Origin of the sequence: Bradyrhizobium ottawaense, assembly GCF_002278135.3 — a bacterium.
Lineage (GTDB): Bacteria > Pseudomonadota > Alphaproteobacteria > Rhizobiales > Xanthobacteraceae > Bradyrhizobium > Bradyrhizobium ottawaense.
The window spans coordinates 6,212,549-6,233,064 of the sequence record NZ_CP029425.2; the positions used below are offsets into that span (position 1 = coordinate 6,212,549).

Below are 20,516 nucleotides of genomic sequence, written 5' to 3' on the forward strand. Positions count from 1 at the left end.
GATGCGACGAAACAATCCAGACTGCCTCCACGAAGGATTCTGGATTGCTTCCGCCTTCGCCAAGGCTTCGGCGGACAAGTCGCTACGCGCTCGCAATGGCGCGGATATAGCGGGTGCGCTCCTCAGACAACCGCCTTCGCAGCACTCGGCGCTATCATCGCCCCCTCCGCCAGGTGCCGCCCCGCAATATACCCGAACGTCAGCGCCGGCCCTAACGTGATCCCCGGCGCCGGATAATTGCCGTTCATGATCGAGCCCATGTCGTTGCCGCAGGCGTAGAGGCCGGCGATCGGCGTGCCGTCCTCGCGCAGCACACGGGCTTGCGCATCGGCCTTCGTGCCGATCGCCGTGCCGAGATCAGCCGGATGGATGCGCATCGCGAACAACGGCGCGCGGACGATCGGCGCAACGCAGGGATTGGGCTTGTGACTGATATCGCCGAGGTGGCGCTGGTAGATGGTGCTGCCGCGGCCGAATTCGCCATCGCGCCCCTCCTTCGCGCCTTCGTTGTAGCTCGCGACCGTCGCCGCCAGCACCGGCGGCTGGACGCCGATCTTCGCCGCGAGCCCCGCGATATCAGGCGCCTCGACCAACTCGCCGCTCGCCACATAGCGCCGATAGCTGCGCGTGAACGGCTTGATGCGGCCGAGGCCGTAAGCCCACAGGAACCGGCGGTCGCAGATCAAATAGAACGGCCGGTCCGGCTCGCCATCGCCATGACGGAGCATGGCGAGCACGAACTCGTGGTGGGACAGCGCCTCGTTGACGAAACGCCGGCCCGCTGCGTTGACGGCGATCACACCGGGCTTGGCGCGGTCGGTCACAAGGTGCGGGAACACGCCGCGGCTGCCGTCGGCGCGGCGGAACAGCGAGGCCGGCACCCAATAGGCCGGGCTGGTCGCGTCCGTATTGAGCGCGGCACCAGTCGTTGCCGCGAGCCGAAGTCCGTCGCCGGTGCTGGAGGGGTTGGTCGCCGAGACAAATCCAGCCGCCGCCGGGAAGAAGCGCTTGCGCAAGCTCGAATCGTGCGAAAAGCCGCCGGTCGCCAGCACCACGCCGCGGCGCGCTGCGATGGGCCGATCGCGGGAGCCATGACGGATCACCACGCCGCTGACGCGTTCGCCCTGCATCGAGAGGTCTTCGACGTCGGCGCTGAAGAGAACTTCGACCTGCCGCGCCAGCAGCGAAGCATAGAGCTGCGCGGCAAGTGCGTTGCCGAGATGCAGCGACGTTCCGCGCGGGCTGCGCAGCCGCTGCAGCGCATATCGAGAGACCAGCCGCGCCGCGCGCATGGTCGAGCGCAGCGATTTTCCAACGCTGCGCAAATGCGGAACGTCGAGAGGATTGACCATCATCCCGCCGAACAGGGTGAACTCCGGCAGCGGTGGCCGCAATCGCGCAAAAGCGGCGCCGAGCCGCGTGCCAGCGAAACCGACCGGCTCCAGCACGCGGCCGCCAGACGTTGCGCCCAGCCGCTCCGGATAACAATCCGGACAGGTCTTCACCGGCTGGAGACGAACTTCCGTGTTGGCTTCGAGATAGGCGATCGCCTCGGGCCCGCGCGCGAGGAAGGCGGCACGCAGGCCGGCATTGGCGGGCTCGGGCACCGTGCTCGACAGATATTGGACGGCATCCGCGACGCTGTCGGAGAGCCCGGCCTCCTTCATCTTAGCATTGGCGGGGATCCAGACCATGCCGCCGGACCACGCGGTGGTGCCGCCGACGAACGCGGTCTTCTCGATCACCAGCACGCGCAGGCCCTGCGCAGCGGCAACGGCCGCCGCCGTCATGCCACCGGCACCGGCGCCGATGACAATGACGTCGTAGGTCTCATGCGCCGGCATCATGCGGCGGGTTTCCGGGGACGAGGCATGACACCGTCATACCTCGCCCGGAGGGGCCGACGCTAGCGCTGCGGCTTACGCTCGATCGGATCGATGTCGATCGCCCGCAGGCGGCCGAGCCGCAGCACGTCCAAGGCGAGGCGCCGGCCGATCCGGTCGCGATCGAGCACGCGGATCAGATCGTCGACGCCGTTGATCTCGACGCCGTCGAGCCTGATCACGACGTCGCCGGGCAACAGCCCCGCCTTCGCCGCCGGACCGTCCGGCTCGATCTGCGCGAGCAGCGCGCCCATCTTGTTTTCGATGCCGGCCAGCACCGCATGCCGCCGCGGCACCGGCGCGGTCTGTCCGGCGACGCCAATATAGGCGCGGCGGACATAGCCGTGGCGGATGATCTCCGACAGCACGAATTGCGCGGTATTGCTGGCAACCGCGAAGCAGATGCCTTGCGCGCCGTTGATGATGGCGGTGTTGATGCCGATCACCTCGGCATTCGACGACAGCAGCGGGCCGCCGGAATTGCCGGGGTTGAGCGCGGCATCGGTCTGGATCACGTCCTCGATGGTGCGGCCGCTGACCGAGCGGATCGAGCGGCCGAGCGCCGAGACCACGCCGGCAGTCACGGTCGATTCGAAGCCGAGCGGATTGCCGATCGCGATCACGAGCTGCCCGCGGCGCAAGGTCTTGGAGTTGCCGAGCGCGGCATAGGGTAAGTCGCGCACGCCATTGGCGCGCAGCAACGCGAGGTCGGTGTCGGGATCGACGCCGAGCACCTGGGCCTCGCCGACATGGCCCTCGACGTCGCGCAGCCGGATCTCCTTCGACGTGCCGACCACGTGGCTGTTGGTGAGGACGAGGCCATCAGGTGAGATCACGATGCCCGAGCCGAGTCCGCCGCGCTCACGGCCGTTCGGCACTTTTGGCCCGGTCTCGACACGCACGACCGCGGGGCCGACCCGGTCGGTCACATCGATCACGGCATTGGAATAGGCGTCCAGCAACGCCCGGTCATCGGCCGGCGCAGATGCCGTCGTTCGCGATGACGCGGCGTCATCGACGATATCTGAGGTGAAATCCAGCATGGCAAGAGTCCTTGAAGGCTCACACAGATGGTGGCCTGTGCCCGGCCGCGCAAGGTGCCAGCCGGGGGCGCAGGGCTGGACTGCCCAGATGGCTAGGGCGCCCGCCTGAGCGTACCGGCCCTCGCCTTCACCGGGTCGAGCAGCGACCAGTCCCCATCCGGAAGCACATGGCCCTTCGGGAATGGCGCCCGCAGTTCGATCCCCAGCGAACCCAGCACGCGGTCGTCGCGGTAGTAGCATTGCAGCACGACGCGGACGAGCGTCGCGGCGGCGACGCCGCCGTGTTTGCGAAACTCCTGCGCCACCGCATCGCGCCTGGCGGCATCGAGCTCGGCGAGCGGCGCTCCTGCCAGCCGCGCCAGATCATCCAGCGCGGCCGCGACCAATTTGGTATCGCGGCCAAGCGTTGCGAGCATATCTGCCTGGATCGCGGGATCGTCGGCGCCGGGCACCTTGTACTCGTCGCTGGCGGGAACGATCATCGCGGCGATGCTGCGGAGGTCGTCGCGTTGGGTGCGCGTGAGATTGTCTGCGGACATGGCGGCCTTAATCAAACAAATTGGCGAGGCGCTGCTTCATCTGGTCGGCGATGTAGAGCGCGAGGGCTTGGATGGTGGAGGTCGGGTTCACGCCGCCTGACGTGACAAAAATGCTGCCGTCGACGATGAAGAGATTCTTGACGTCGTGCGTGCGGCCCCATTCATTGACCACGGAGCTCTTGGGATCGGTCCCCATCCGCGCGGTGCCGAGCAGGTGCCAACCGCCCCAGGGGATCGGCGAGTTGATGCAGATATCGGTGGCGCCCGCGGTCTCCAAAACCTCCCGGCCACGCGCCAGCGCATGTTCCATCATCTTCCGGCTGTTCTCGCTGATGGTGTAGTCGATCTTCGGCGCGGGAATGCCGTGGCTGTCTTTCAGGACGGGATCGAGCGTGACGCGATTATGCTCCTCCGGCAGATCCTCACAGATCGCGGAAAATCCGAGCCGGTGGCCGTTGAGCTTGCGGAAGACGCGGTGATGATCCTCGCCCCAGGGCAGAATGCCCTTTTGCTCGCTGACGACAGCCTCAAACACCGGTCCGGCCCCGCGCACGAACTGAACGCCATAGCCGCGCACGAAGCCGCGCGAGGGGTCCGTGTCGTACCACTCCTTGCTCCACAGGCAGGTCGGCGGCGCGCGGTTGCTATCGGTCGGCTCCTTCACATAGCCGTAGATCTGCGCGTAGGGATGGAACATCAAATTCTTGCCGACGAGGCCCGACGAATTGGCAAGGCCGTTCGGAAAGCGCGAGGACGCCGAATTCAGCAATAGCCGTGGCGTGCCGACGCCGTTGCAGGCGATGATGACGACATGCGCGGGCTGGAACTGCTCGACGCCGTCCTTGTCGTAATAGACCACGCCCGAAGCCATACCGTTCTCGTCGGTGGTGATCTCGCGCACCCGGCAATGGGTGCGCAGCTCGACGCCGGCGCGGATCGCCTGTGGCCAATAGGTGATGTCTGTGGAGGACTTTGCGCCTTGCGCGCAGGCCGGCGTGCAGTGGCCGAGATTGATGCAGCGCGCGCGGCCCTCGTAATCCATCGTCGCGACCGTTGTATCCGACGGCCACCAGTGCCAGCCGAGCTTGTTCATGGCCTTGCCGATGATGGCGCCGGACAATCCGAGCGGCTGTTGCGGCATCGGCGGATGCGTCAGCGGCGAGAGCGGATCGCCTGACAAGCCCGACGTGCCCATGATCCGGTCGTTCTCCTCGAAGAACGGGGTCAGCGTGTCGTAGTCGATCGGCCAGTCGTCTGCGACGCCGTCCAGCGTCCGCACCTTGAAATCGGAGGGATGCAGCCGCGGCCAGTGCGCGGTGTACATCACCGTGGAGCCGCCGACCGCATTGTAGTTCACGACCTTGATCGGCGAATTGTCGTCGTTGATCGGATAGTCCTCGGGCCGGCCGCGGATATTCGGGCTCGACGACCACTCGCCGTAGAACTTGGCTTCCCAGTCGCGGCCGGTGCTGGGATATTCCGCCGGGTTCATCCAGCCGCCCTGCTCCAGGCAGAGAATGTGCATCTTGGTCTCGGCCAGCGACCACGCCACCGCCGCGCCCGAAGCGCCGGCGCCGATGATCAGCACGTCCACGGGGTCTTTCATCGCAACCTTTTCCTCCCGCCCTCGCCGCTTCCCGGGCGATTCGGCCTGCACGGTCCGCAAGGCCCGCGAACGATAGGGTCAGAGCGGGCGGGGAGTAAAGCCGCGGGGCCGGAATGTCGCACTTCGCAGGGTGCAGACCATTGGTATCGCCACATCCGGATGCTAGGAACAGGCGCACGAGCAATCGATAGCGAGACCGTATGTCCTTCCGAAATGTCTTTGCCGCCGCCCGCGCCTTTGCGCTCGTTTTGTTTTTCGCCTTGTCCGGAGTCCTGGCGTCGTCCGAGCCGGCTTCCGCGCTGACCGCCGCCGCGACAGTCCGCGACGGCAACTCCATCCAGCTTGGCGACGTTACCTACCGGCTCGACGGCGTCGACGCGCCCGAGCTCGACCAGGTCTGCATCGACGACCACGCCGATCCCTGGACCTGCGGCATCGAGGCTCGCGACCAGCTGGCGAAGCTGATCAACAAGCGCTCCGTGCGCTGTGACGATGTCGGGCCGGAGAAGAGTTTTGGCAAACGGCACCGGGCGATCTGCACGGCCGAGGGCGACAAGGCCAGCTTGAACGAACAGCTGGTCAAGCTCGGCTTTGCCGTTGCGCGGGAGCCGATCAAGGCGAACGTCAAGCCGGCCGTGGCCGAGGCCAAGTCAGCCGCCGCCGGGATCTGGAAGGGCTGTTTTGTTGCACCGCAAGACTTCCGCGCGGGCAAGAAGGACGGCGCACTGCTGGGCGCCGCCTGCCGCCCGGACCGCGACAAGGAAATTCGGGCCGTGCTGTTCCCGGAGGAGCTGACGATGCCACCGAGTTGCAGCATCAAGGGAAAGCTCGCGGTGCGCGCACGCGTCACCGGCAATATCGGCATCTATCATTTGCGGGGTTGCCCGAGCTACCCGGCGACCACCAAGCCGGACCGCTGGTTCTGCTCGGAGGACGACGCCCAGGCGGCCGGCTTCCGCAAGGCCTATAACTGCCGTCGGCCGAAGTGAATAATTCCCTCACGCATCCGTGAGTAGTAGTCCGGGACCGTATTGATCCGGAATTGAACTCCTTTGCAAGTTGCTGCACTCATAAAGGTAACGCAAGCGCTTGCGCGAGCGTTTCCTTGGCAGCAATCCGGCTCCGGCCCGATTGCCCTGCTCGGGCGTTTCCTCCCTAGACTTGGGCCGCTTGTCACAACAAGCGGCTCTTCTTTTTTGGGCGGTCTTTCACTGCATCCGCATGATCTGGTCCATCGGCGGCATGTTGGCGTTCAGATGCGCCATGATCCAGACCGTGCCGCCCACCACCAGGAAGACCACCAGCAGGCCGAAGGCCAGCGCCAGCACGTTGTTGGTGTTGTCGGGACCGGTCGTGATGTGCAGGAAGAACACCAGATGGACCCCCATCTGCGCGATCGCCAGCACGATCAACGCAACCGGGATGGAGGGCTGCCAGACCAGATCGGTGCCGGCGATGAAGAACGACGTCGCCGTGAGCAGCAGCGCCAGGACAAGGCCGACGACGTAGCCGAGAATACGGGTGCCGACACTGTGTTGCTCTTCCTCGCCCGGCGCGAGGTCGTGGTCGCTCCGCGCGTGGCTCTGATCGCTCATGCGGCACTCCCAAGCAAATAGACGACGGAGAACACCCCGACCCAGACGATGTCGAGCGCGTGCCAGAACAGCGCAAAGCACATCATCCGGCGCAGGACGTCGGCGCGAAAGCCTTTCGCAAACACCTGGGCCATCATGGTGAGGAGCCACAGCACGCCGGCCGAGACATGCAGGCCGTGGCAGCCGACCAGCGAGAAAAACGCGGTCAGGAACGCGCTGCGCGACGGGCCATAGCCGCGCGCGACGAGGTCGGCGAATTCGCGGAATTCGATCGTCAGGAATATGAGTCCCAACAGACAAGTCACGCCCATGCCGAGATAGAACCAGAACCGGTTGCGCACATCGGCGGCAATGCTGGCCATGCCGCAGGTAAAACTCGACAACAGCAGGCAGACCGTCTCGATCGCGACATTCCTCTGCTCGAAGATCTCAGAGCCCTTCGGGCCGCCGGCCGTCTGCCCAGACAGCACCGCATAGGCCGCGAAGAAGCAGGAGAACATCACGATGTCGGACAGCAGGAAGACCCAGAAGCCGTAGGCGGTCACGATCCGCTTCGAAGCGGGTCCGGGATGCTCGATGACGAGCCCGATGTGATGGGGATCGGCATGCGCATGGCCGGCGGTCGCGGTCATCGCCATCAGACCGGCCCCGCCATGCTGACGAGGCTGCGTCGTTCCTCGAGATTGATGCGGTCAATCGCGGCGACCTCCTGCGCGGGAATGACGTATTCGTCGTGGTCGCGCCAGGCGAACACGACGAAGGTCGCGAACGCGCCGATCCCGCCCAGGATCACCATCCACCAGATATGCCAGATCAGCGCAAAGCCCATGACGGTGGCGAAGAACGCGCAGACGAAGCCGGTCGGGGAATTCCGGGGCATCTCGATGTCCTGGTATTCCGGCCTGTCGCGTTCGAGCGATTGCTGCTGGGCATGGACTTTCATGTCCCAATAGGCGTCCTCGCCGCGCACGTCGGGATTGAAGGCGAAGTTGAACACCGGCGGCGGCGACGAGGTCGCCCATTCCAGCGAACGGCCGTCCCAGGGATCGCCGGTGCGGTCGCGCAGCGACTCGCGGTTGCGGATGCTGACCACGAGTTGCACGATCTGGCAGATCACCCCGATCGTCAGCACGGCCATGCCAATTGCTGCAACGATCATCCAGGGCCGCCACGCCGCGACGTCGTAATGCTGCATGCGCCGGGTCATGCCGAGCATGCCGGCAATGTAGAGCGGGATGAAAGTGATGAAGAAGCCGAGGAAGGTGAACCAGAACGCCAGCTTGCCCCAGCGTTCGTCGAGACGAAAACCAAACGCCTTCGGAAACCAGTATTCGAAGCCGGCAAAGGCGCCGAACAGCACGCCGCCGATGATGACGTTGTGGAAATGCGCCACCAGGAACATGCTGTTGTGAAGCATGAAGTCGGCCGGCGGCACCGCGAGCAGGACGCCCGTCAATCCGCCGACGATGAAGGTCACCATGAAGCCGACCGCCCACAGCATCGGCGTCGCGAAGCGGATGCGGCCGCCATACATCGTGAACAGCCAATTGTAGATCTTCACGCCCGTCGGCACCGCGATGATCATGCTGGCGATGCCGAAGATGGCATTGACGTCCGGCCCCGCGCCCATCGTGAAGAAATGATGCAGCCAGACCATGAAGGAAATGACGCAGATCGCCATGGTCGCAAGCACCATCGAGCGATAGCCGAACAGCCCCTTGCCGGAGAAGGTCGAGACCACCTCGGAGAAGATGCCGAAGGCCGGCAGCACGAGGATGTAGACCTCCGGATGTCCCCAGGCCCAGATCAGGTTCATGAACATCATGACGTTGCCGCCGGCCTCGTTGGTGAAGAAGTGGAAGCCGAGGTAGCGGTCGAGCAGCAGCATCGCGAGCGTGGCGGTAAGGATCGGAAAAGCTGCAACGATGAGGAGGTTCGAGGCCAGCGTGGTCCAGCAGAACATCGGCATGCGCAGGTAATTCATGCCCTTGGTGCGTAGCTTCAGCACCGTGGTGACGAGGTTGATGCCGGCCACCAGCGTGCCGACGCCGGATATCTGCAGCGACCAGGCGTAATAGTCGACGCCGACGCCCGGCGAATAGGACAGCTCCGACAGCGGCGGAAAGGCGAGCCACCCGGTGCGCGCGAACTCGCCGACCACGAGCGAGAGATTGACCAGCAGCGCACCGGTCGCGGTCAGCCAGAACCCGACCGAGTTGAGCGTCGGGAAAGCGACGTCGCGCACGCCGAGCTGCAGCGGCACGATCAGGTTCATCAGCCCGATCACGAACGGCATCGCCACGAAGAAGATCATGATGGTACCGTGCGCCGAGAAGATCTGGTTGTAGTGCTCCGGCGGCAGATAGCCCTGCGACTGGTAGGCGACGGCCTGCTGGATCCGCATCATGATGGCGTCGCTGCCACCGCGCAGCAGCATCACCGAGGCCAGCAGGATGTACATCACGCCGATGCGCTTGTGATCGACGCTGGTGATCCATTCGCTCCAGAGATAGGGCAGATGCCCCTTCACCACGACCCAGATCAGCACGCCCAGGATCGCGACCAGCACCACTGCGCCCGCGACCAGCGGGATGGGCTGATCGAACGGAATGGCCGACCAATCGAGCTTACCGAGCATCGTGGCCTCCACTGTGCGGACGGCCTGCATCGGAGAGCAGTTCCGGCCCCGGTCCCGGCGGAATGTGCTGGGTTGCGATCAGATCGAACAGCCGGGGATCGTCGAGACGGTAGGTCGGCCTGCCCTTCTCGACGCCCTGCTGCATCAGCTTCTTGTAGCTGTCCTCATTCAGCACGGCATCGGTCTTCGCCGTGGTCGCCACCCATTCCGGAAAGGCGAGCGGCGAGACCACGTTGACGTCGAACATCATGTCGGGAAAGCCGTCGCCGGAGAAATGCGCGGACAACCCCTGCAGCTTGCCTTCGTTGTCGGCGCGCAGGTTCAGCTTCGTCACCATGCCGTTCATGGTGTAGATCATGCTGCCGAGCTGCGGGATGAAGAACGTGTTCATCACGCTCGACGACGTCAGCTGAAAGTTCAGCTCGGCGCCGGCCGGCACCGTCAGCGTGTTGACGGTGGCGATGCGCTGGTCCGGATAGATGAACAGCCATTTCCAGTCGAGCGAGACCGCTTGGATGCGCACCGGGCTTCCAGTCCCCGGCACCGGTGCTGCGGGATCGAGTTGATGCGAGCCGATCCAGGCGACGCCGCCGAGCAGGATGACGGTGAGCGCAGGGATCGCCCACACCACCATCTCGACGCGGCCGGAATAGACGAAGTCAGGCTGGTAGCGCGCTTTTGGATTCGAGGCGCGAAACCAGAACGCAAAACCGAGAATCGCGAAAATGGTCGGCACCACGATCACGAGCATGATGAAGACGGAATCGACCAGAATCGTGCTGTTGGCCGCAGCCACGGGCCCTTGTGGGTCGAGCAGATTCATCGGCAAGCCACTGGCGGTTGGGAAGCCCCAAGACAGAGCCTAGCGCGGGAAAGGCTCCGCAACAAACGCGGCGACCTCAGAACGGTTCCTGAACCGCGAGGGCCAGCCATGCGCGTTGGGCCGGCGCAACATGCAAATCCATGCGATGTCAATGACATGAACGCAAAAGCCGCGCCCTTCTCGCCGGTCGGGGCGATTGCTAATCTGCACGAAAATAATGGGAAGTCCGGATCAGGGAGTGAACCGAAATGCGCTTGAAGGACAAGGTCGCCATCGTCGTCGGGGCCGGACAGAGCCCCGGCGAAGGCATGGGCAATGGCCGCGCCACCGCGCTGACCTTCGCGCGCGAGGGCGCAAAGGTCTTGTGCGTCGATCATCATCTGGAATCGGCGCAGGAAACGGTGGCGATGATCACCGCGAAACATGGCACCGCCGCGGCCTTCAAGGCCGACGTCACGAAGTCGGCCGACATCAAGGCGATGGTTAAGGACGCGCAGTCGCGCTGGGGGCGGATCGACGTGCTGCACAACAATGTCGGCGTCAGCCTGTCCGGCGGCGATGCCGAGCTGCTGCAATTGACCGAGGAAGCGTTCGACCGCGTCGTCGCCATCAATCTGAAGAGCTGCATTCTGGCGGCGAAAGAGGTGATCCCGATCATGCGCGCGCAGGGCAGCGGCGCCATCATCAACATCTCCTCGATGGCGGCGATCACGAATTATCCCTATGTCGCCTACAAGGCGACGAAGTCGGCGATGATCGCCTTCACCGAACAGCTCGCCTACCAGAACGCCGAATTCGGCATCCGCGCCAACGTCATCCTGCCCGGCCTGATGAACACACCGATGGCCGTCGACACCCGCGCCCGTGAATGGCACAAGACCCGCGCCGAGGTCGAAGCCGAACGCGACGGCAAGGTGCCGCTGCGTCGGAAGATGGGCACCGGATGGGATGTCGCCAACGCCGCGCTGTTTCTGGCGTCGGATGAGGCGAACTTCATTACGGGCGTGACGCTGCCGGTGGATGGTGGAGCCAGCGTGAGACGGGGGTAGGTCAGGCGAGCGCCTTTCTTACCCTCCCCTGGAGGGGTGCACCGTCACTGCGGCGCGTGCGTCACCCGCCAGATCGTGCCGTTGCCGTCCTCCGACACCAGCAGCGATCCATCCTTCGCCACGGCTACTCCCACCGGCCTGCCCCACACCTCCGTGTCGCTCACGACAAAACCCGTGACGAAATCCTCGTACTCACCCGTCGGCTTGCCGTCCTTGATCCGGATGCGGATCACCTTGTAGCCGGTGCGCTTCGACCGGTTCCAGGAGCCATGCTCGGCCGCGAAGGCGTCGCTCTGATACTCGGGCGGAAACTGCGTGCCCTGATAGAAGGCCATGCCGAGCGAGGCCGAGTGCGGCTGCACCAGCACGTCGGGGACCGTCACCTTGTCCTTGATGTCCGGCCGCGCACCGGCATGGCGCGGGTCCTCGTTGGCGCCGATATAGAACCAGGGCCAGCCGTAGAATGCGCCTTCCTTCACGCTGGTCACATAGTCGGGGACGAGATCGTCACCGAGGCCGTCCCGCTCGTTGGTCGAGCACCAGGGCAGACCGGTTTGCGGCTGAATTGCGAGACCAACGCAATTGCGGATGCCGGTGGCGTAGATCTTCCGCTCCTTGCCATCGGGATTGAAAGCCAGCACCGCCGCGCGTTCGGTCTCACTTGCCCAGGCCGCGCCGAGCGGTTGCGTTTTCGACCACGCCTCCATCCCGCCCGGCGGCGTGCCCAAACCTTCCGCAACGTTGCTGAGCGAGCCGACGGAGACCAGCATGCGCTTGTTGTCAGGCGTGAAGACGATGTCGCGGGTGGAATGGCCGCCGTCATGCGGCAGGCTCGGCACGATCGTCTCGGCCTTGCCGCGCGCCTTGAGATCGCCGGCCTGATAGGGAAAGCGGACGACGCTGTCGGTGTTGGCGACGTAGACCCATTGCGGATTGTCACCGTTCGGGAAGAAGGCGATGCCGAATGGCTGCCTCAGTCCGCTGGCGAACACTTCATTGGTCGCGATCTTGTTGCCCTCCCCGGCACGAAGCACGCGAATGGTGCCGGCCCGCGTCTCCGCGACAAAGACGTCGCCGTTCGGCGCCACCCGCACGATGCGCGGCGCGCGCAGGCCTTCGGCAAACAGCTCGATCTTGAACCCCGCCGGCACCTGAAGCGCAGCCTCGGCCGGGCGCGGCACCACGCGTGACGAGCTCGCAACCGAGCGCGTGGCGCCGGGCCTGACCAGATCCTGCGGCCGGATCAGCCTGACCGTGCCTGGCTTGTCGGCTTGCCAATCACCATAAGCGTCCTTGCCCTGCAACACCGGCTCGGCCTGCGCACCGGTAGCAATCAGTAGCCCCGCGGATATCGCGACGGACAAAATTCTGCTCTTCAAATTGTCCTCCCGGCCTGCAATCTCTCGAACATCGATACCACCGCGACACGTCGAAGCTCTGCCGCATCCCACGTCACCTGATGCCCGCACGATGTGCATCAGCTGCGCCCATCGTACTGGAAAACACCGCGGATAGGTGCGACACATTGTAAGGGCGGGGGTTGCGGTCATCAAAGCTGCGGCATCGCTGTCGCAATTGACGGGATGATCATGTGGGGATCCATCATATCGGAATGGGCGAGCCTGCTGCTGCGCTGGCTCCACGTGGTGGCGGCGATCGCCTGGATCGGCAGTTCCTTCTATTTCATCGCCCTCGACCTCAGCCTCAGGCCCAAGGGCAACCGAACGAGTGACCTGCCCGACGGCGTCCAGGGCGAAGCCTGGCAGGTCCATGGCGGCGGCTTCTACCGGATCATGAAATATCTGGTCGCACCCTCCCAGATGCCGGACGAGCTCACCTGGTTCAAATGGGAGGCCTACACCACCTGGCTGTCCGGCTTCGCGCTGATGGTGGTGGTTTATTATCTCGAGGCCGATCTGTTCCTGATCGACAAATCGATCCTCTACCTCACGCCGTTCCAGGCCGGCCTGTTCAGCCTTGCGAGCCTGGCACTGGCGTGGCTGCTCTATGAAGCCGCCTGCCGTACCGGCCTTGCCCAGCGCGAGCTGCCCTTCGCCATCGGCGGCTATCTGTTCCTGGTCGCACTGACCTATGCCTTCACCCATGTGCTGAGCGGCCGTGGCGCCTTCAACCAGATCGGCGCCATCATCGGTACCATCATGGTCGCCAACGTCTTCGCGCTGATCATCCCGAACCAGAAGAAGATCGTGGCCAGCCTGATCGCGGGACAGGTGCCGGATCCAAGGCTCGGCAAAGCCAGCAAGGAGCGCTCGGTCCACAATAACTACCTGACGCTGCCCGTGGTCGTGCTGATGATCAGCAACCACTATCCCCTGCTCTACGCCACGCGCTTCAACTGGATCATCGTCGCGATCATCCTGGCGCTGGGCCCCGTGATCCGCCACTTCTTCAACGAGCGCCACGCGGGGCGGAAATCGCCATGGTGGGTGTGGGGCGTCGCAGCAATCAGCGTGATTGCGATCCTCTTCCTCTCCGCCGCAGGACCGCGCGAGGTCAAGTCGGGCGCACTGCCGACACAGCCGACCCTTGCCGCGGTCGAGGAGATCGTGATGTCCCGTTGCAGCATGTGCCATGCCGCCGAGCCGGTCTGGGCCGGCATCGTGACCGCGCCGAAGGGCATCCTGCTCGATGCGCCCGAGCACATCCATCGCAACATCCGCCTGATCGGCCGGGTCGCGGCCTGGTCCAGCGCGATGCCACCGGGCAACATCACCGAAATGTCCGGCGAGGAGCGCGCGATCCTGGCCGCCTATCTCGAGCAGGCTCGCTGATGCTGCCCGCGCGGCGACAGATCATTTCGCGGAATGAAATTCCGCATCTCCTGCCGAATTGAAAATGACTTGACCGCCTATCCGGCGTAGACAGGACCGGCGGCTGCCGACGCGGCCCAAAGTCATTTGCATGCGCGGGGAAAGAACAGTGGCCCTCAAGAACATAATCGGTATCGACCACGCGGTGGTCATGGTTCAGGACCTCGACGAGGCTGCCGAGAATTATCGGCAGCTCGGCTTCACCGTCTCGCCGCGCGGCACCCACAGCGCGCATATGGGCACCGGCAATTACACTATCATGTTCGACCCTGACTATATGGAGCTGCTCGGCGTGCTCGCGGCGACCGAGCACAACGCGCCGGCGCGCGCCTTCCTCGACAAGCGCGGCGAAGGCATCGAGCGTATCGCCTTCACCGCGGTCGATTCCGCTGAAGGCGCGGAGGAGATCCGCGCACGAGGCTTGACGCCGATCGGCCCGACCGATTTCGAGCGTCCGGTAACCTTGCCCAACGGCACGGTCTCGGCGGCCAAATTCCGCACTTTCATGTGGCCGACAGCGGAAGCGCCCGGCGGGGTACGCATCTTCGCCTGCCAGCACAAGACGCGTGACACGGTTTGGATTCCCGAGTTGATGAAGCACGCCAATGCGGCGAAGCGGATCAGGCAGACGCTGATCGCAACGCCGGAGCCGGCAAAGGACGCCGCGCATCTCGGCAGGCTGATCGACCGCGAACCGACGGCCGAGGCCGACGGCGCGGTCACGGTGCCCTCCGGCGGCGATCGGGCCGACTTCGTCTATCTGACGCTGGACCAGCTCGCCAAACGCTATCCCGGCGTGCCGCTCGCGGGCCTTTCCGACCGCGGCGGCGCTGCGCTGGTGCTCGTCAGCGGCGATCTGTCCGCGACCGAGAAGGCGCTGGGGTCCGCCGCCGTGCGCAGCGGGGCTGCGCTCTGTGTGCCGCCGGCCAAAGCCAACGGCACCCTGCTCGCCTTCATTGCCGCCTGATTTGAACTAATTCTTTAACGCGTGTTTACCCGGCGGCTCTAGGATTCCCTGCAATCCAAGCCACCGGGACCCGACGCATGTTCAAAGAGGGATCGTCGATCGCCTATGACGCGCCGGCCGAATTGAAGAAGTGGCCGTCGCTGAAGGGCGAGAGGCAGAAGGACCGAGGTCCGCCCTATCTCGTCTACAACGGCACGCTCGCCGACTGCGTCCGCGAGCTCATGGGCAAGCCGATCAAGGGCATCTCGCTCTACGACATCATGACGAAGCCGCAAGCGGCCTTCGATCAGACCGTGCTGTCGCCGGGCGATGCCGCCGAGATGGCGATGCGCAAGGATTTCCCCAAGGACTAGCAAGAACTAATTCGCGGCGCGCCTGGCGGCCGTCTTGTCCTTCTGCATCGAGGAAGATTCCGTCGGCGCATCGAGGAAGACGACGGGCGTACCACGCTTGGTGTTGTCGCCGAGCGTGCGGGCGTCCCAATTGGTCAGCCTGACGCAGCCGTGGGACGCCGACTTGCTGACCCTGTCGGGCTCCGCCGTCCCGTGGATGCCATAGCCCTGCGCCGACAGCCCGATCCAGTACGATCCCACCGGATTGTTCGGGCCCGGCTTGATGTCGAATGGCTCCCTGGATTTAACGCTCTTGAACTTGTACTCGGGATTGTAGTGGTAGGTCGGCTTCTCGTTGGTGCTTGTGACCTTGAGTGTGCCACTCGGCGTCGGACGATCCGGGCTACCGATTGAAGCCGGGTAGAACGCGAGCAGAGCACCACTCCCGTCGAACGCTTTGAGCGTCCCCTGTTTCTTGTCGACCTCGAGCCGTGCAATGCGAGGCAGCTCTCTTCGCGCGGAAACATTCGCAACGACGATCGTCTCGCCGGCCTTGTCAAAGGATTTTCCCGGATTGAGCGCCTTGAGCAGATCCGCGCTCATGTGGAATTTCTCGGCGAGCCCCTCGAGCGCGCTGGTGTAGCTCAGCGCCTTCAGCGACCTCATCTGCTCGAGCCTGGCCGGCAGCTCCTTCAGGAAAGGTCCTTTTACGTCGGCCTCGTCGATCTTGTAGTCGACGACAATGGCTCCCTCGCTCGCTGCCGTCAGCTTGTCCCAGAGTTCGGGCGCAATTCCCTTCTCGGATGCGATACCGTTCTGCTCGGCAAATGCCTTCAGCGCCTTTTGCGCGTTCTCGCCGAGCTTGCCGTCGATCTCGCCGGGCGAGAATTGCGCACGATCGAGCAGGACCTGAAGCTTCAGCACCGATGCGTTGAGCTTGTCGGTGGCCGGCTGTTTTGCGGGCCGCGCGGCATCATTCACCGCTTTTGCATCGAGATTGCCCGCGAGCACCGGGCAGATGAGCCACAGCGACATCACCGCGCCAAGCATCCATCGCATCATGATCGCTCGTCCAATTCGAAAAATAGAGGTCCGCGAAACCGCGGGACGTTTCTGTTTGGGAACACCGTAGTAACACCGAAGGAACCGACGAGACCGCAGCTTTGCCGCAATCGGACGGTTAATAACTTCTTATCGCCGGCGCACCGCTGGCCGTTCATCCCCAGTTCGAGGTTGTCTCCGCAAATGCGATTTGTCATCGCGGCTTGCGCCGCGTTCTTGATTCTGATGTGCGACCTCGATCCGTCGGCGTCCCGGCAAACATCAACTTTCGACCGCGCCGTTATTCAAAACAATCGGGCCTCCCCACTTGTTCCGGTGGTCGAACTCTTCCTCGCAAGTGTGCAGGCCATCGAGCTCGCCAACGCGCGTGCCGCCTATGAGCAGGTGATCGAGCCGCCCCGCGCGGACGAGCCAGCCCTACAGGCGCCGGTTTCCCCGACCGAGCGATTTTGCCGCGCGCTTCGCGAGGCCGCCGAGGCCAGCGGCATTCCCGTGCCATTCTTTGCCCGCCTGCTCTGGCAGGAGAGCCGCTTCAAGTCCAACGAGGTGAGCCAGGCCGGCGCCCAGGGCGTGGCGCAGTTCATGCCTGGGACGGCCGCCGAAGTCGGGCTCGACGATCCCTTCGATCCCATGAAGGCGCTGCCCGCATCGGCAAAATTCCTGCGCAAGCTTCGCGACGATTTCGGCAATCTCGGACTCGCCGCGGCTGCGTATAATGCCGGTCCCGGCCGCGTTCAGAAGTGGCTCGCCAAGGAGAGCGAGCTGCCCCGTGAGACGCGCGACTATGTCCGCATCATCACCGGCACCAAGGCTGAGGACTGGACCGAGCGGTCGGAGGCGCTCGCGATCAGGATCGACCTGCCGCGCGAGGCGCCGTGCGAAGGCATCGGCAGCCTCTCCAAGGCCAAGGATGTCGCCTGGGTCCCGGTGAACCTGACACCCTCGGTCGCGACCATCATTCGCAAGGCCGAACAGCTTGCGGCGCGCCTGTCGACAAACCGCGCGCGCAAGCGGTTCGTATCCCTGCTCCACAAAAGCGCCTCGGCCCGTGGCAAGGCGAGGAGCATGATTGCAGCCCGCGCGGCGAAGGGCACCAAGGCTCGCGCCATCCGTATCGCGGCACGCGAACGTTCGGCGATCTGACGCACAAATCGAGAAGCCGCCCGGTGGGCGGCTTCCGACGGCGATGAACTAATCGATCTCCTCGATCACGCGTCGTTCGCGAGGCTCGATGACATAAGTCCGGGTATCGCGATGGATGTAGCGGTACTCCCGCAGGTCGGGCGCATCACGGTAGACCGTGCTCGGAAATTCCTCGACCTCGACGCTATCAGGGACGCGATCGCCGACATGGATCTCGGTGCGTGCGGTGCTTCCGGTGGTCTGCCGTTCGCTCCGGCCCTCGGGACGAGCTTTCGCATGCTTGCGGATCGCATCGCGATCGCGGTCAGAGAACTTGCTGGCGCTGCGCTCGCGGGCGGTCGACGTCGTCGTTGCCGTGGATTTCCCCGAATACGGCAGCACCGTCACGATCTTGTAGGTCGCAGGATCCACCACGACGATCTCATCCTTCACCAGCGCGAAGCTGTAGCCGCGATACTGCGGCACGATCTCGACGACATCAGGCGGAAGGGTCGAGAGGTGCACATCGCGCGGCACCACCGTGCCGACATTCAGCGAGAAATTGACGCTGGTCAGCGGCCGGACGTTCAGATGCGAGATCGAGGCGCTGATCTTCGTCTCCTGCTGGCGGTTCAGATTGACGTTGGTCTGCGCAGCCGCCTGAGAGTTGGTCCCAGACCGCTCGCCCTGCGCCTGATTGCCGGTTGGCGCCGTCGGTGCCTGCTGAGCCTGGTTGGTCCCGGATGCAGCGGGCGCCTGCTGCGCCTGATTGCTATTGGCCGGCGGCGGATTGGACCGATCCTGCGCCTGGTTCGTGTTTGCCGGCGGCGGGTTGGCGCCCTGCTGGGTCGCGGGCTGGTTGCCGGTCGTGTTCGAGCTTGCCGTGCCGCTCTGCGGCCGCGAGGTGTCCGTGCTGTTCGCAGCATTGGACGTGCCCGATCCGGAATTGGCAGCCCCGGAGGACGGCGCGGTGCTCTGCGTCGTCTGTGCCGAGGTTCCTGTCGACGGTGATTGCTGCGGCTGCGATGTGGTCTGCGGCGTGCCGGCCGCGCCGGATGGCGAGGTCGTCGCTGGCGCCGTGGAACTTGATTGGGATTGCGGCATCTGCTCAGACTTCGTGGTCGTGCTCGGCGATTGCGCGAAGGCGGCGTTCGCCAGCACCAGCCCTAATGCGGTGGTTGCCAACAGGCGGATCATGGTTCACTCCCTTTTATCAAACGAACGTTGGCTACTAACCTGCGCTAAAACGGCCGGTTCCACTTTTTCCCGAGACAAAGCGGACCGCTTCTGCACGGAACCTGCGATGCCATCGAAGAGTGCCGGGATCATCGCCTATCGCAAACGCCGGGCGATCGAGATCCTTCTCGTTCATCCCGGCGGGCCGTTCTGGCGCAACAAGGATCTCGGCGCCTGGTCGATCCCCAAGGGCGAGTATGCGGACGAAGAAGATGCGGAGACCGCCGCGCGACGGGAATTTGCCGAGGAGCTGGGATTCGAGCTGTCCGTGCCGCTGATCGCGCTTGGCGAGGTCAAGCAGCGCGGCGGCAAGCTCGTCACCGCGTTCGCCGCCGAGCTCGATATCGACGTGCACAGCATCCACAGCAACACGTTCGAGATGGAATGGCCGCCCCGCAGCAGCAAACGGCAAGTCTTCCCGGAGGTCGACCGTGCCGAATGGTTCACGCTCGAAGAGGCGCGGGAGAAGATCAACGCAGGACAACGCCCGCTGCTCGATCGGCTGGCGCAGCTGGCCGGCGGTGAATAGCGATGGAAACAGGTGCGCTCCCTACTCCGCCTTGATGTCCGCGGCAGCGACGACCTCGGCGAGCTCCTTGGTCTCCTTCGCGATCTTCGCGGCGTACTCGGCCGGGGTCAGCACGCTGACCACGCCCTGCGAACCGAGCTTGTCCGCGACCGCCGGATCCTTCGCGGCCGCGGCGATCTCCCGGTGCAGCGTCTCCAGGATCGGCGCCGGCGTCGACTTCGGCATGAAGAAGCCGACCCAGAACGAGATGTCGAAGCCGGGGAAGCCGGCTTCCGCGACGGTCGGCACATCGGGCAGCGCCGGCAGCCGCTCGGCCGACGACACCGCGAGCGCGCGCAACTTTCCGGCCTTGACCAGCGGCACGGCGGAGAGCGGATCGAACACGGCCAGCACCTCCTGGGCGAGGATGCCGACCTCGGCGGCCGAACCGCCGCGATAGGGCACGTGGATCAGCTTGATGCCGGCCCTCTGGCTGAGCAGCTCCATGGCGAGATGCGCAAGATTGCCGTTGCCGCCCGAGCCGTAAGCCAGCGCACCGGGTGCGGACTTTGCCGCGGCGACGAGATCGGCGACGGTCTTGACGTTCGCCGTCTTGGGATTCTCCGGATTGACCACGAGCACGAGCGGCGCCGAGACGACGGTGGTGAGCGGCGCGAAGTCCTTTTCCGGATCGTAGCGGATATCCTTGAATAGCCTCTTGTTGAGCGTGATGGTGGAGGAGTTGCAAGCGAGCATGGTGTAGCCGTCGCCTTCCGCATGCGCGACACCTTCGGCTGCAATCATGCCGTTGGCGCCGGCGCGGTTCTCGACCACGAAGGGCTGCCCGAGCTTGTTGCCCAGGCGATCGCCGATGATGCGCGCGACGACGTCGACCGGCCCACCGGCGCTGAAGCCGACCATGATTTTGACCGGCCGCACCGGATATTTCTGCGCCGAGGCCTGCGTCGACAGCGCAGCGGCGCACAATCCGGCGATGACGGCCAGCAGGCGGGCGGTTCGTTGCATTGGTTCTCTCCCCAGACATCAGCAGCGCCGCTTGTGCAGGCTTGTTGGTGCGACGCATGTGAAGATCATGAATAGCGGTCACGCCGGATTTCGCAATCGTGTTCGGGCGCCCGCATTCCGCCGCACGGCACGTGCGCGCCGCCTCCAAGCAAAAAATGCGAAAACAACCCCATGCACAGTAGACGGCCCCTGTCGGAACAAGGACTTACGCCAGGCCGCGAGCTTCGGATGTTACGAAACGATTTTGACTCGTCGG

19 protein-coding genes are annotated in these 20,516 nt (G+C 64.6%); 7 read left to right on the forward strand and 12 right to left on the reverse strand.

The annotated features are described in order from the left end of the window. Positions 1 to 122 precede the first annotated feature (122 nt). From CIT37_RS29395 to CIT37_RS29410, 4 genes are all read right to left on the reverse strand, one after another. Positions 123 to 1,847, reverse strand: coding sequence for an FAD-dependent oxidoreductase (locus CIT37_RS29395; RefSeq protein ID WP_095426409.1), 1,725 nt, complete (start codon positions 1,845 to 1,847; stop codon positions 123 to 125). 59 nt (positions 1,848 to 1,906) lie between these two features. Next, entirely contained in the window at positions 1,907 to 2,926 is a 1,020-nt protein-coding gene (locus tag CIT37_RS29400; protein WP_028143126.1) for a S1C family serine protease, read from the reverse strand. Between the two features lie 92 nt (positions 2,927 to 3,018). Further along, positions 3,019 to 3,465, reverse strand: a complete 447-nt coding sequence (locus tag CIT37_RS29405; protein ID WP_038946952.1) for a hypothetical protein — start codon at positions 3,463 to 3,465, stop codon at positions 3,019 to 3,021. A 7-nt stretch (positions 3,466 to 3,472) separates the two neighbouring features. After that, complete coding sequence (locus tag CIT37_RS29410) at positions 3,473 to 5,071, reverse strand: GMC family oxidoreductase (protein ID WP_038946951.1); 1,599 nt, start codon at positions 5,069 to 5,071, stop codon at positions 3,473 to 3,475. A gap of 200 nt (positions 5,072 to 5,271) precedes the next feature. On the opposite strand from CIT37_RS29410, the gene CIT37_RS29415 reads away from it, so the two are divergent. Beyond that, positions 5,272 to 6,060, forward strand: a complete 789-nt coding sequence (locus tag CIT37_RS29415; protein WP_038946950.1) for a thermonuclease family protein — start codon at positions 5,272 to 5,274, stop codon at positions 6,058 to 6,060. A 219-nt stretch (positions 6,061 to 6,279) separates the two neighbouring features. On the opposite strand, the gene cyoD is transcribed toward CIT37_RS29415, so the two are convergent. Genes cyoD through CIT37_RS29435 form a run of 4 tightly spaced genes read right to left on the reverse strand, consistent with a single transcriptional unit; the run spans position 6,280 to position 10,127 of the window. Then, positions 6,280 to 6,666: a cytochrome o ubiquinol oxidase subunit IV gene (gene cyoD / locus CIT37_RS29420; protein WP_018322693.1), complete on the reverse strand. Its 387-nt coding sequence runs from the start codon at positions 6,664 to 6,666 to the stop codon at positions 6,280 to 6,282. Then, complete coding sequence (locus tag CIT37_RS29425; protein ID WP_038946948.1) at positions 6,663 to 7,304, reverse strand: cytochrome (ubi)quinol oxidase subunit III; 642 nt, start codon at positions 7,302 to 7,304, stop codon at positions 6,663 to 6,665. Before CIT37_RS29425 ends, cyoD begins: the two co-directional genes overlap by 4 nt. After that, entirely contained in the window at positions 7,304 to 9,304 is a 2,001-nt protein-coding gene (gene cyoB, locus CIT37_RS29430; protein WP_028143132.1) for a cytochrome o ubiquinol oxidase subunit I, read from the reverse strand. Before cyoB ends, CIT37_RS29425 begins: the two co-directional genes overlap by 1 nt. Continuing rightward, positions 9,294 to 10,127, reverse strand: coding sequence for a cytochrome ubiquinol oxidase subunit II family protein (locus CIT37_RS29435; protein WP_028143133.1), 834 nt, complete (start codon positions 10,125 to 10,127; stop codon positions 9,294 to 9,296). The genes cyoB and CIT37_RS29435 overlap by 11 nt, the downstream gene beginning before the upstream one ends. Before the next feature lie 248 nt (positions 10,128 to 10,375). On the opposite strand from CIT37_RS29435, the gene CIT37_RS29440 reads away from it, so the two are divergent. Further along, the gene (locus CIT37_RS29440) at positions 10,376 to 11,176 is read left to right on the forward strand and encodes an SDR family NAD(P)-dependent oxidoreductase (RefSeq protein ID WP_038946946.1); all 801 of its coding nucleotides are present in this window, start codon (positions 10,376 to 10,378) and stop codon (positions 11,174 to 11,176) included. Between the two features lie 44 nt (positions 11,177 to 11,220). On the opposite strand, the gene CIT37_RS29445 is transcribed toward CIT37_RS29440, so the two are convergent. Beyond that, positions 11,221 to 12,555, reverse strand: a complete 1,335-nt coding sequence (locus tag CIT37_RS29445) for a PQQ-dependent sugar dehydrogenase (RefSeq protein WP_028143135.1) — start codon at positions 12,553 to 12,555, stop codon at positions 11,221 to 11,223. A gap of 210 nt (positions 12,556 to 12,765) precedes the next feature. On the opposite strand from CIT37_RS29445, the gene CIT37_RS29450 reads away from it, so the two are divergent. The 3 genes from CIT37_RS29450 (at position 12,766) to CIT37_RS29460 (ending at position 15,327) form a co-directional block, all read left to right on the forward strand. Continuing rightward, on the forward strand, positions 12,766 to 13,968 hold the full coding sequence (locus tag CIT37_RS29450) for a urate hydroxylase PuuD (RefSeq protein WP_161966499.1): 1,203 nt from the start codon (positions 12,766 to 12,768) through the stop codon (positions 13,966 to 13,968). Between the two features lie 148 nt (positions 13,969 to 14,116). Further along, a complete protein-coding gene (locus tag CIT37_RS29455) occupies positions 14,117 to 14,974 on the forward strand; it encodes a VOC family protein (RefSeq protein WP_095426411.1) in 858 nt (285 codons plus the stop codon). 77 nt (positions 14,975 to 15,051) lie between these two features. Further along, positions 15,052 to 15,327 carry a hypothetical protein gene (locus tag CIT37_RS29460; RefSeq protein ID WP_095426412.1) on the forward strand — a complete coding sequence of 92 codons (276 nt, stop codon included), beginning with the start codon at positions 15,052 to 15,054 and terminating at the stop codon, positions 15,325 to 15,327. A gap of 6 nt (positions 15,328 to 15,333) precedes the next feature. On the opposite strand, the gene CIT37_RS29465 is transcribed toward CIT37_RS29460, so the two are convergent. Continuing rightward, positions 15,334 to 16,368 (reverse strand): L,D-transpeptidase family protein, encoded by a 1,035-nt coding sequence (locus CIT37_RS29465; protein WP_095426413.1) that lies wholly within the window; start codon positions 16,366 to 16,368, stop codon positions 15,334 to 15,336. Between the two features lie 183 nt (positions 16,369 to 16,551). Between CIT37_RS29465 and CIT37_RS29470 the strand changes: the two genes are divergently transcribed. Next, positions 16,552 to 17,511, forward strand: a complete 960-nt coding sequence (locus tag CIT37_RS29470; protein WP_095426414.1) for a lytic transglycosylase domain-containing protein — start codon at positions 16,552 to 16,554, stop codon at positions 17,509 to 17,511. Positions 17,512 to 17,559: 48 nt separating this feature from the next. Here the strand turns inward: CIT37_RS29470 and CIT37_RS29475 are convergent, their stop codons facing one another. Then, entirely contained in the window at positions 17,560 to 18,687 is a 1,128-nt protein-coding gene (locus CIT37_RS29475) for a DUF1236 domain-containing protein (RefSeq protein ID WP_095426415.1), read from the reverse strand. A gap of 106 nt (positions 18,688 to 18,793) precedes the next feature. On the opposite strand from CIT37_RS29475, the gene CIT37_RS29480 reads away from it, so the two are divergent. Then, complete coding sequence (locus CIT37_RS29480) at positions 18,794 to 19,255, forward strand: NUDIX hydrolase (RefSeq protein ID WP_028143141.1); 462 nt, start codon at positions 18,794 to 18,796, stop codon at positions 19,253 to 19,255. A 21-nt stretch (positions 19,256 to 19,276) separates the two neighbouring features. Here the strand turns inward: CIT37_RS29480 and CIT37_RS29485 are convergent, their stop codons facing one another. Next, a complete protein-coding gene (locus CIT37_RS29485; RefSeq protein ID WP_095426416.1) occupies positions 19,277 to 20,260 on the reverse strand; it encodes a Bug family tripartite tricarboxylate transporter substrate binding protein in 984 nt (327 codons plus the stop codon). Positions 20,261 to 20,516: the final 256 nt, after the last annotated feature.

Excerpts from the sequence above, each read along its gene's own strand:
- CIT37_RS29450 (WP_161966499.1), top strand. The coding sequence starts at position 12,766 with ATGTGGGGATCCATCATATCGGAATGGGCGAGCCTGCTGCTGCGCTGG.
- CIT37_RS29440 (WP_038946946.1), top strand. The coding sequence starts at position 10,376 with ATGCGCTTGAAGGACAAGGTCGCCATCGTCGTCGGGGCCGGACAGAGC.
- CIT37_RS29425 (WP_038946948.1), bottom strand. The coding sequence starts at position 7,304 with ATGGCGATGACCGCGACCGCCGGCCATGCGCATGCCGATCCCCATCAC.
- cyoD (WP_018322693.1), bottom strand. The coding sequence starts at position 6,666 with ATGAGCGATCAGAGCCACGCGCGGAGCGACCACGACCTCGCGCCGGGC.
- CIT37_RS29415 (WP_038946950.1), top strand. The coding sequence starts at position 5,272 with ATGTCCTTCCGAAATGTCTTTGCCGCCGCCCGCGCCTTTGCGCTCGTT.
- CIT37_RS29400 (WP_028143126.1), bottom strand. The coding sequence starts at position 2,926 with ATGCTGGATTTCACCTCAGATATCGTCGATGACGCCGCGTCATCGCGA.
- CIT37_RS29475 (WP_095426415.1), bottom strand. The coding sequence starts at position 18,687 with ATGATCCGCCTGTTGGCAACCACCGCATTAGGGCTGGTGCTGGCGAAC.
- CIT37_RS29485 (WP_095426416.1), bottom strand. The coding sequence starts at position 20,260 with ATGCAACGAACCGCCCGCCTGCTGGCCGTCATCGCCGGATTGTGCGCC.
- CIT37_RS29395 (WP_095426409.1), bottom strand. The coding sequence starts at position 1,847 with ATGATGCCGGCGCATGAGACCTACGACGTCATTGTCATCGGCGCCGGT.
- cyoB (WP_028143132.1), bottom strand. The coding sequence starts at position 9,304 with ATGCTCGGTAAGCTCGATTGGTCGGCCATTCCGTTCGATCAGCCCATC.
- CIT37_RS29465 (WP_095426413.1), bottom strand. The coding sequence starts at position 16,368 with ATGATGCGATGGATGCTTGGCGCGGTGATGTCGCTGTGGCTCATCTGC.
- CIT37_RS29470 (WP_095426414.1), top strand. The coding sequence starts at position 16,552 with ATGCGATTTGTCATCGCGGCTTGCGCCGCGTTCTTGATTCTGATGTGC.
- CIT37_RS29410 (WP_038946951.1), bottom strand. The coding sequence starts at position 5,071 with ATGAAAGACCCCGTGGACGTGCTGATCATCGGCGCCGGCGCTTCGGGC.
- CIT37_RS29480 (WP_028143141.1), top strand. The coding sequence starts at position 18,794 with ATGCCATCGAAGAGTGCCGGGATCATCGCCTATCGCAAACGCCGGGCG.
- CIT37_RS29460 (WP_095426412.1), top strand. The coding sequence starts at position 15,052 with ATGTTCAAAGAGGGATCGTCGATCGCCTATGACGCGCCGGCCGAATTG.
- CIT37_RS29405 (WP_038946952.1), bottom strand. The coding sequence starts at position 3,465 with ATGTCCGCAGACAATCTCACGCGCACCCAACGCGACGACCTCCGCAGC.
- CIT37_RS29435 (WP_028143133.1), bottom strand. The coding sequence starts at position 10,127 with ATGAATCTGCTCGACCCACAAGGGCCCGTGGCTGCGGCCAACAGCACG.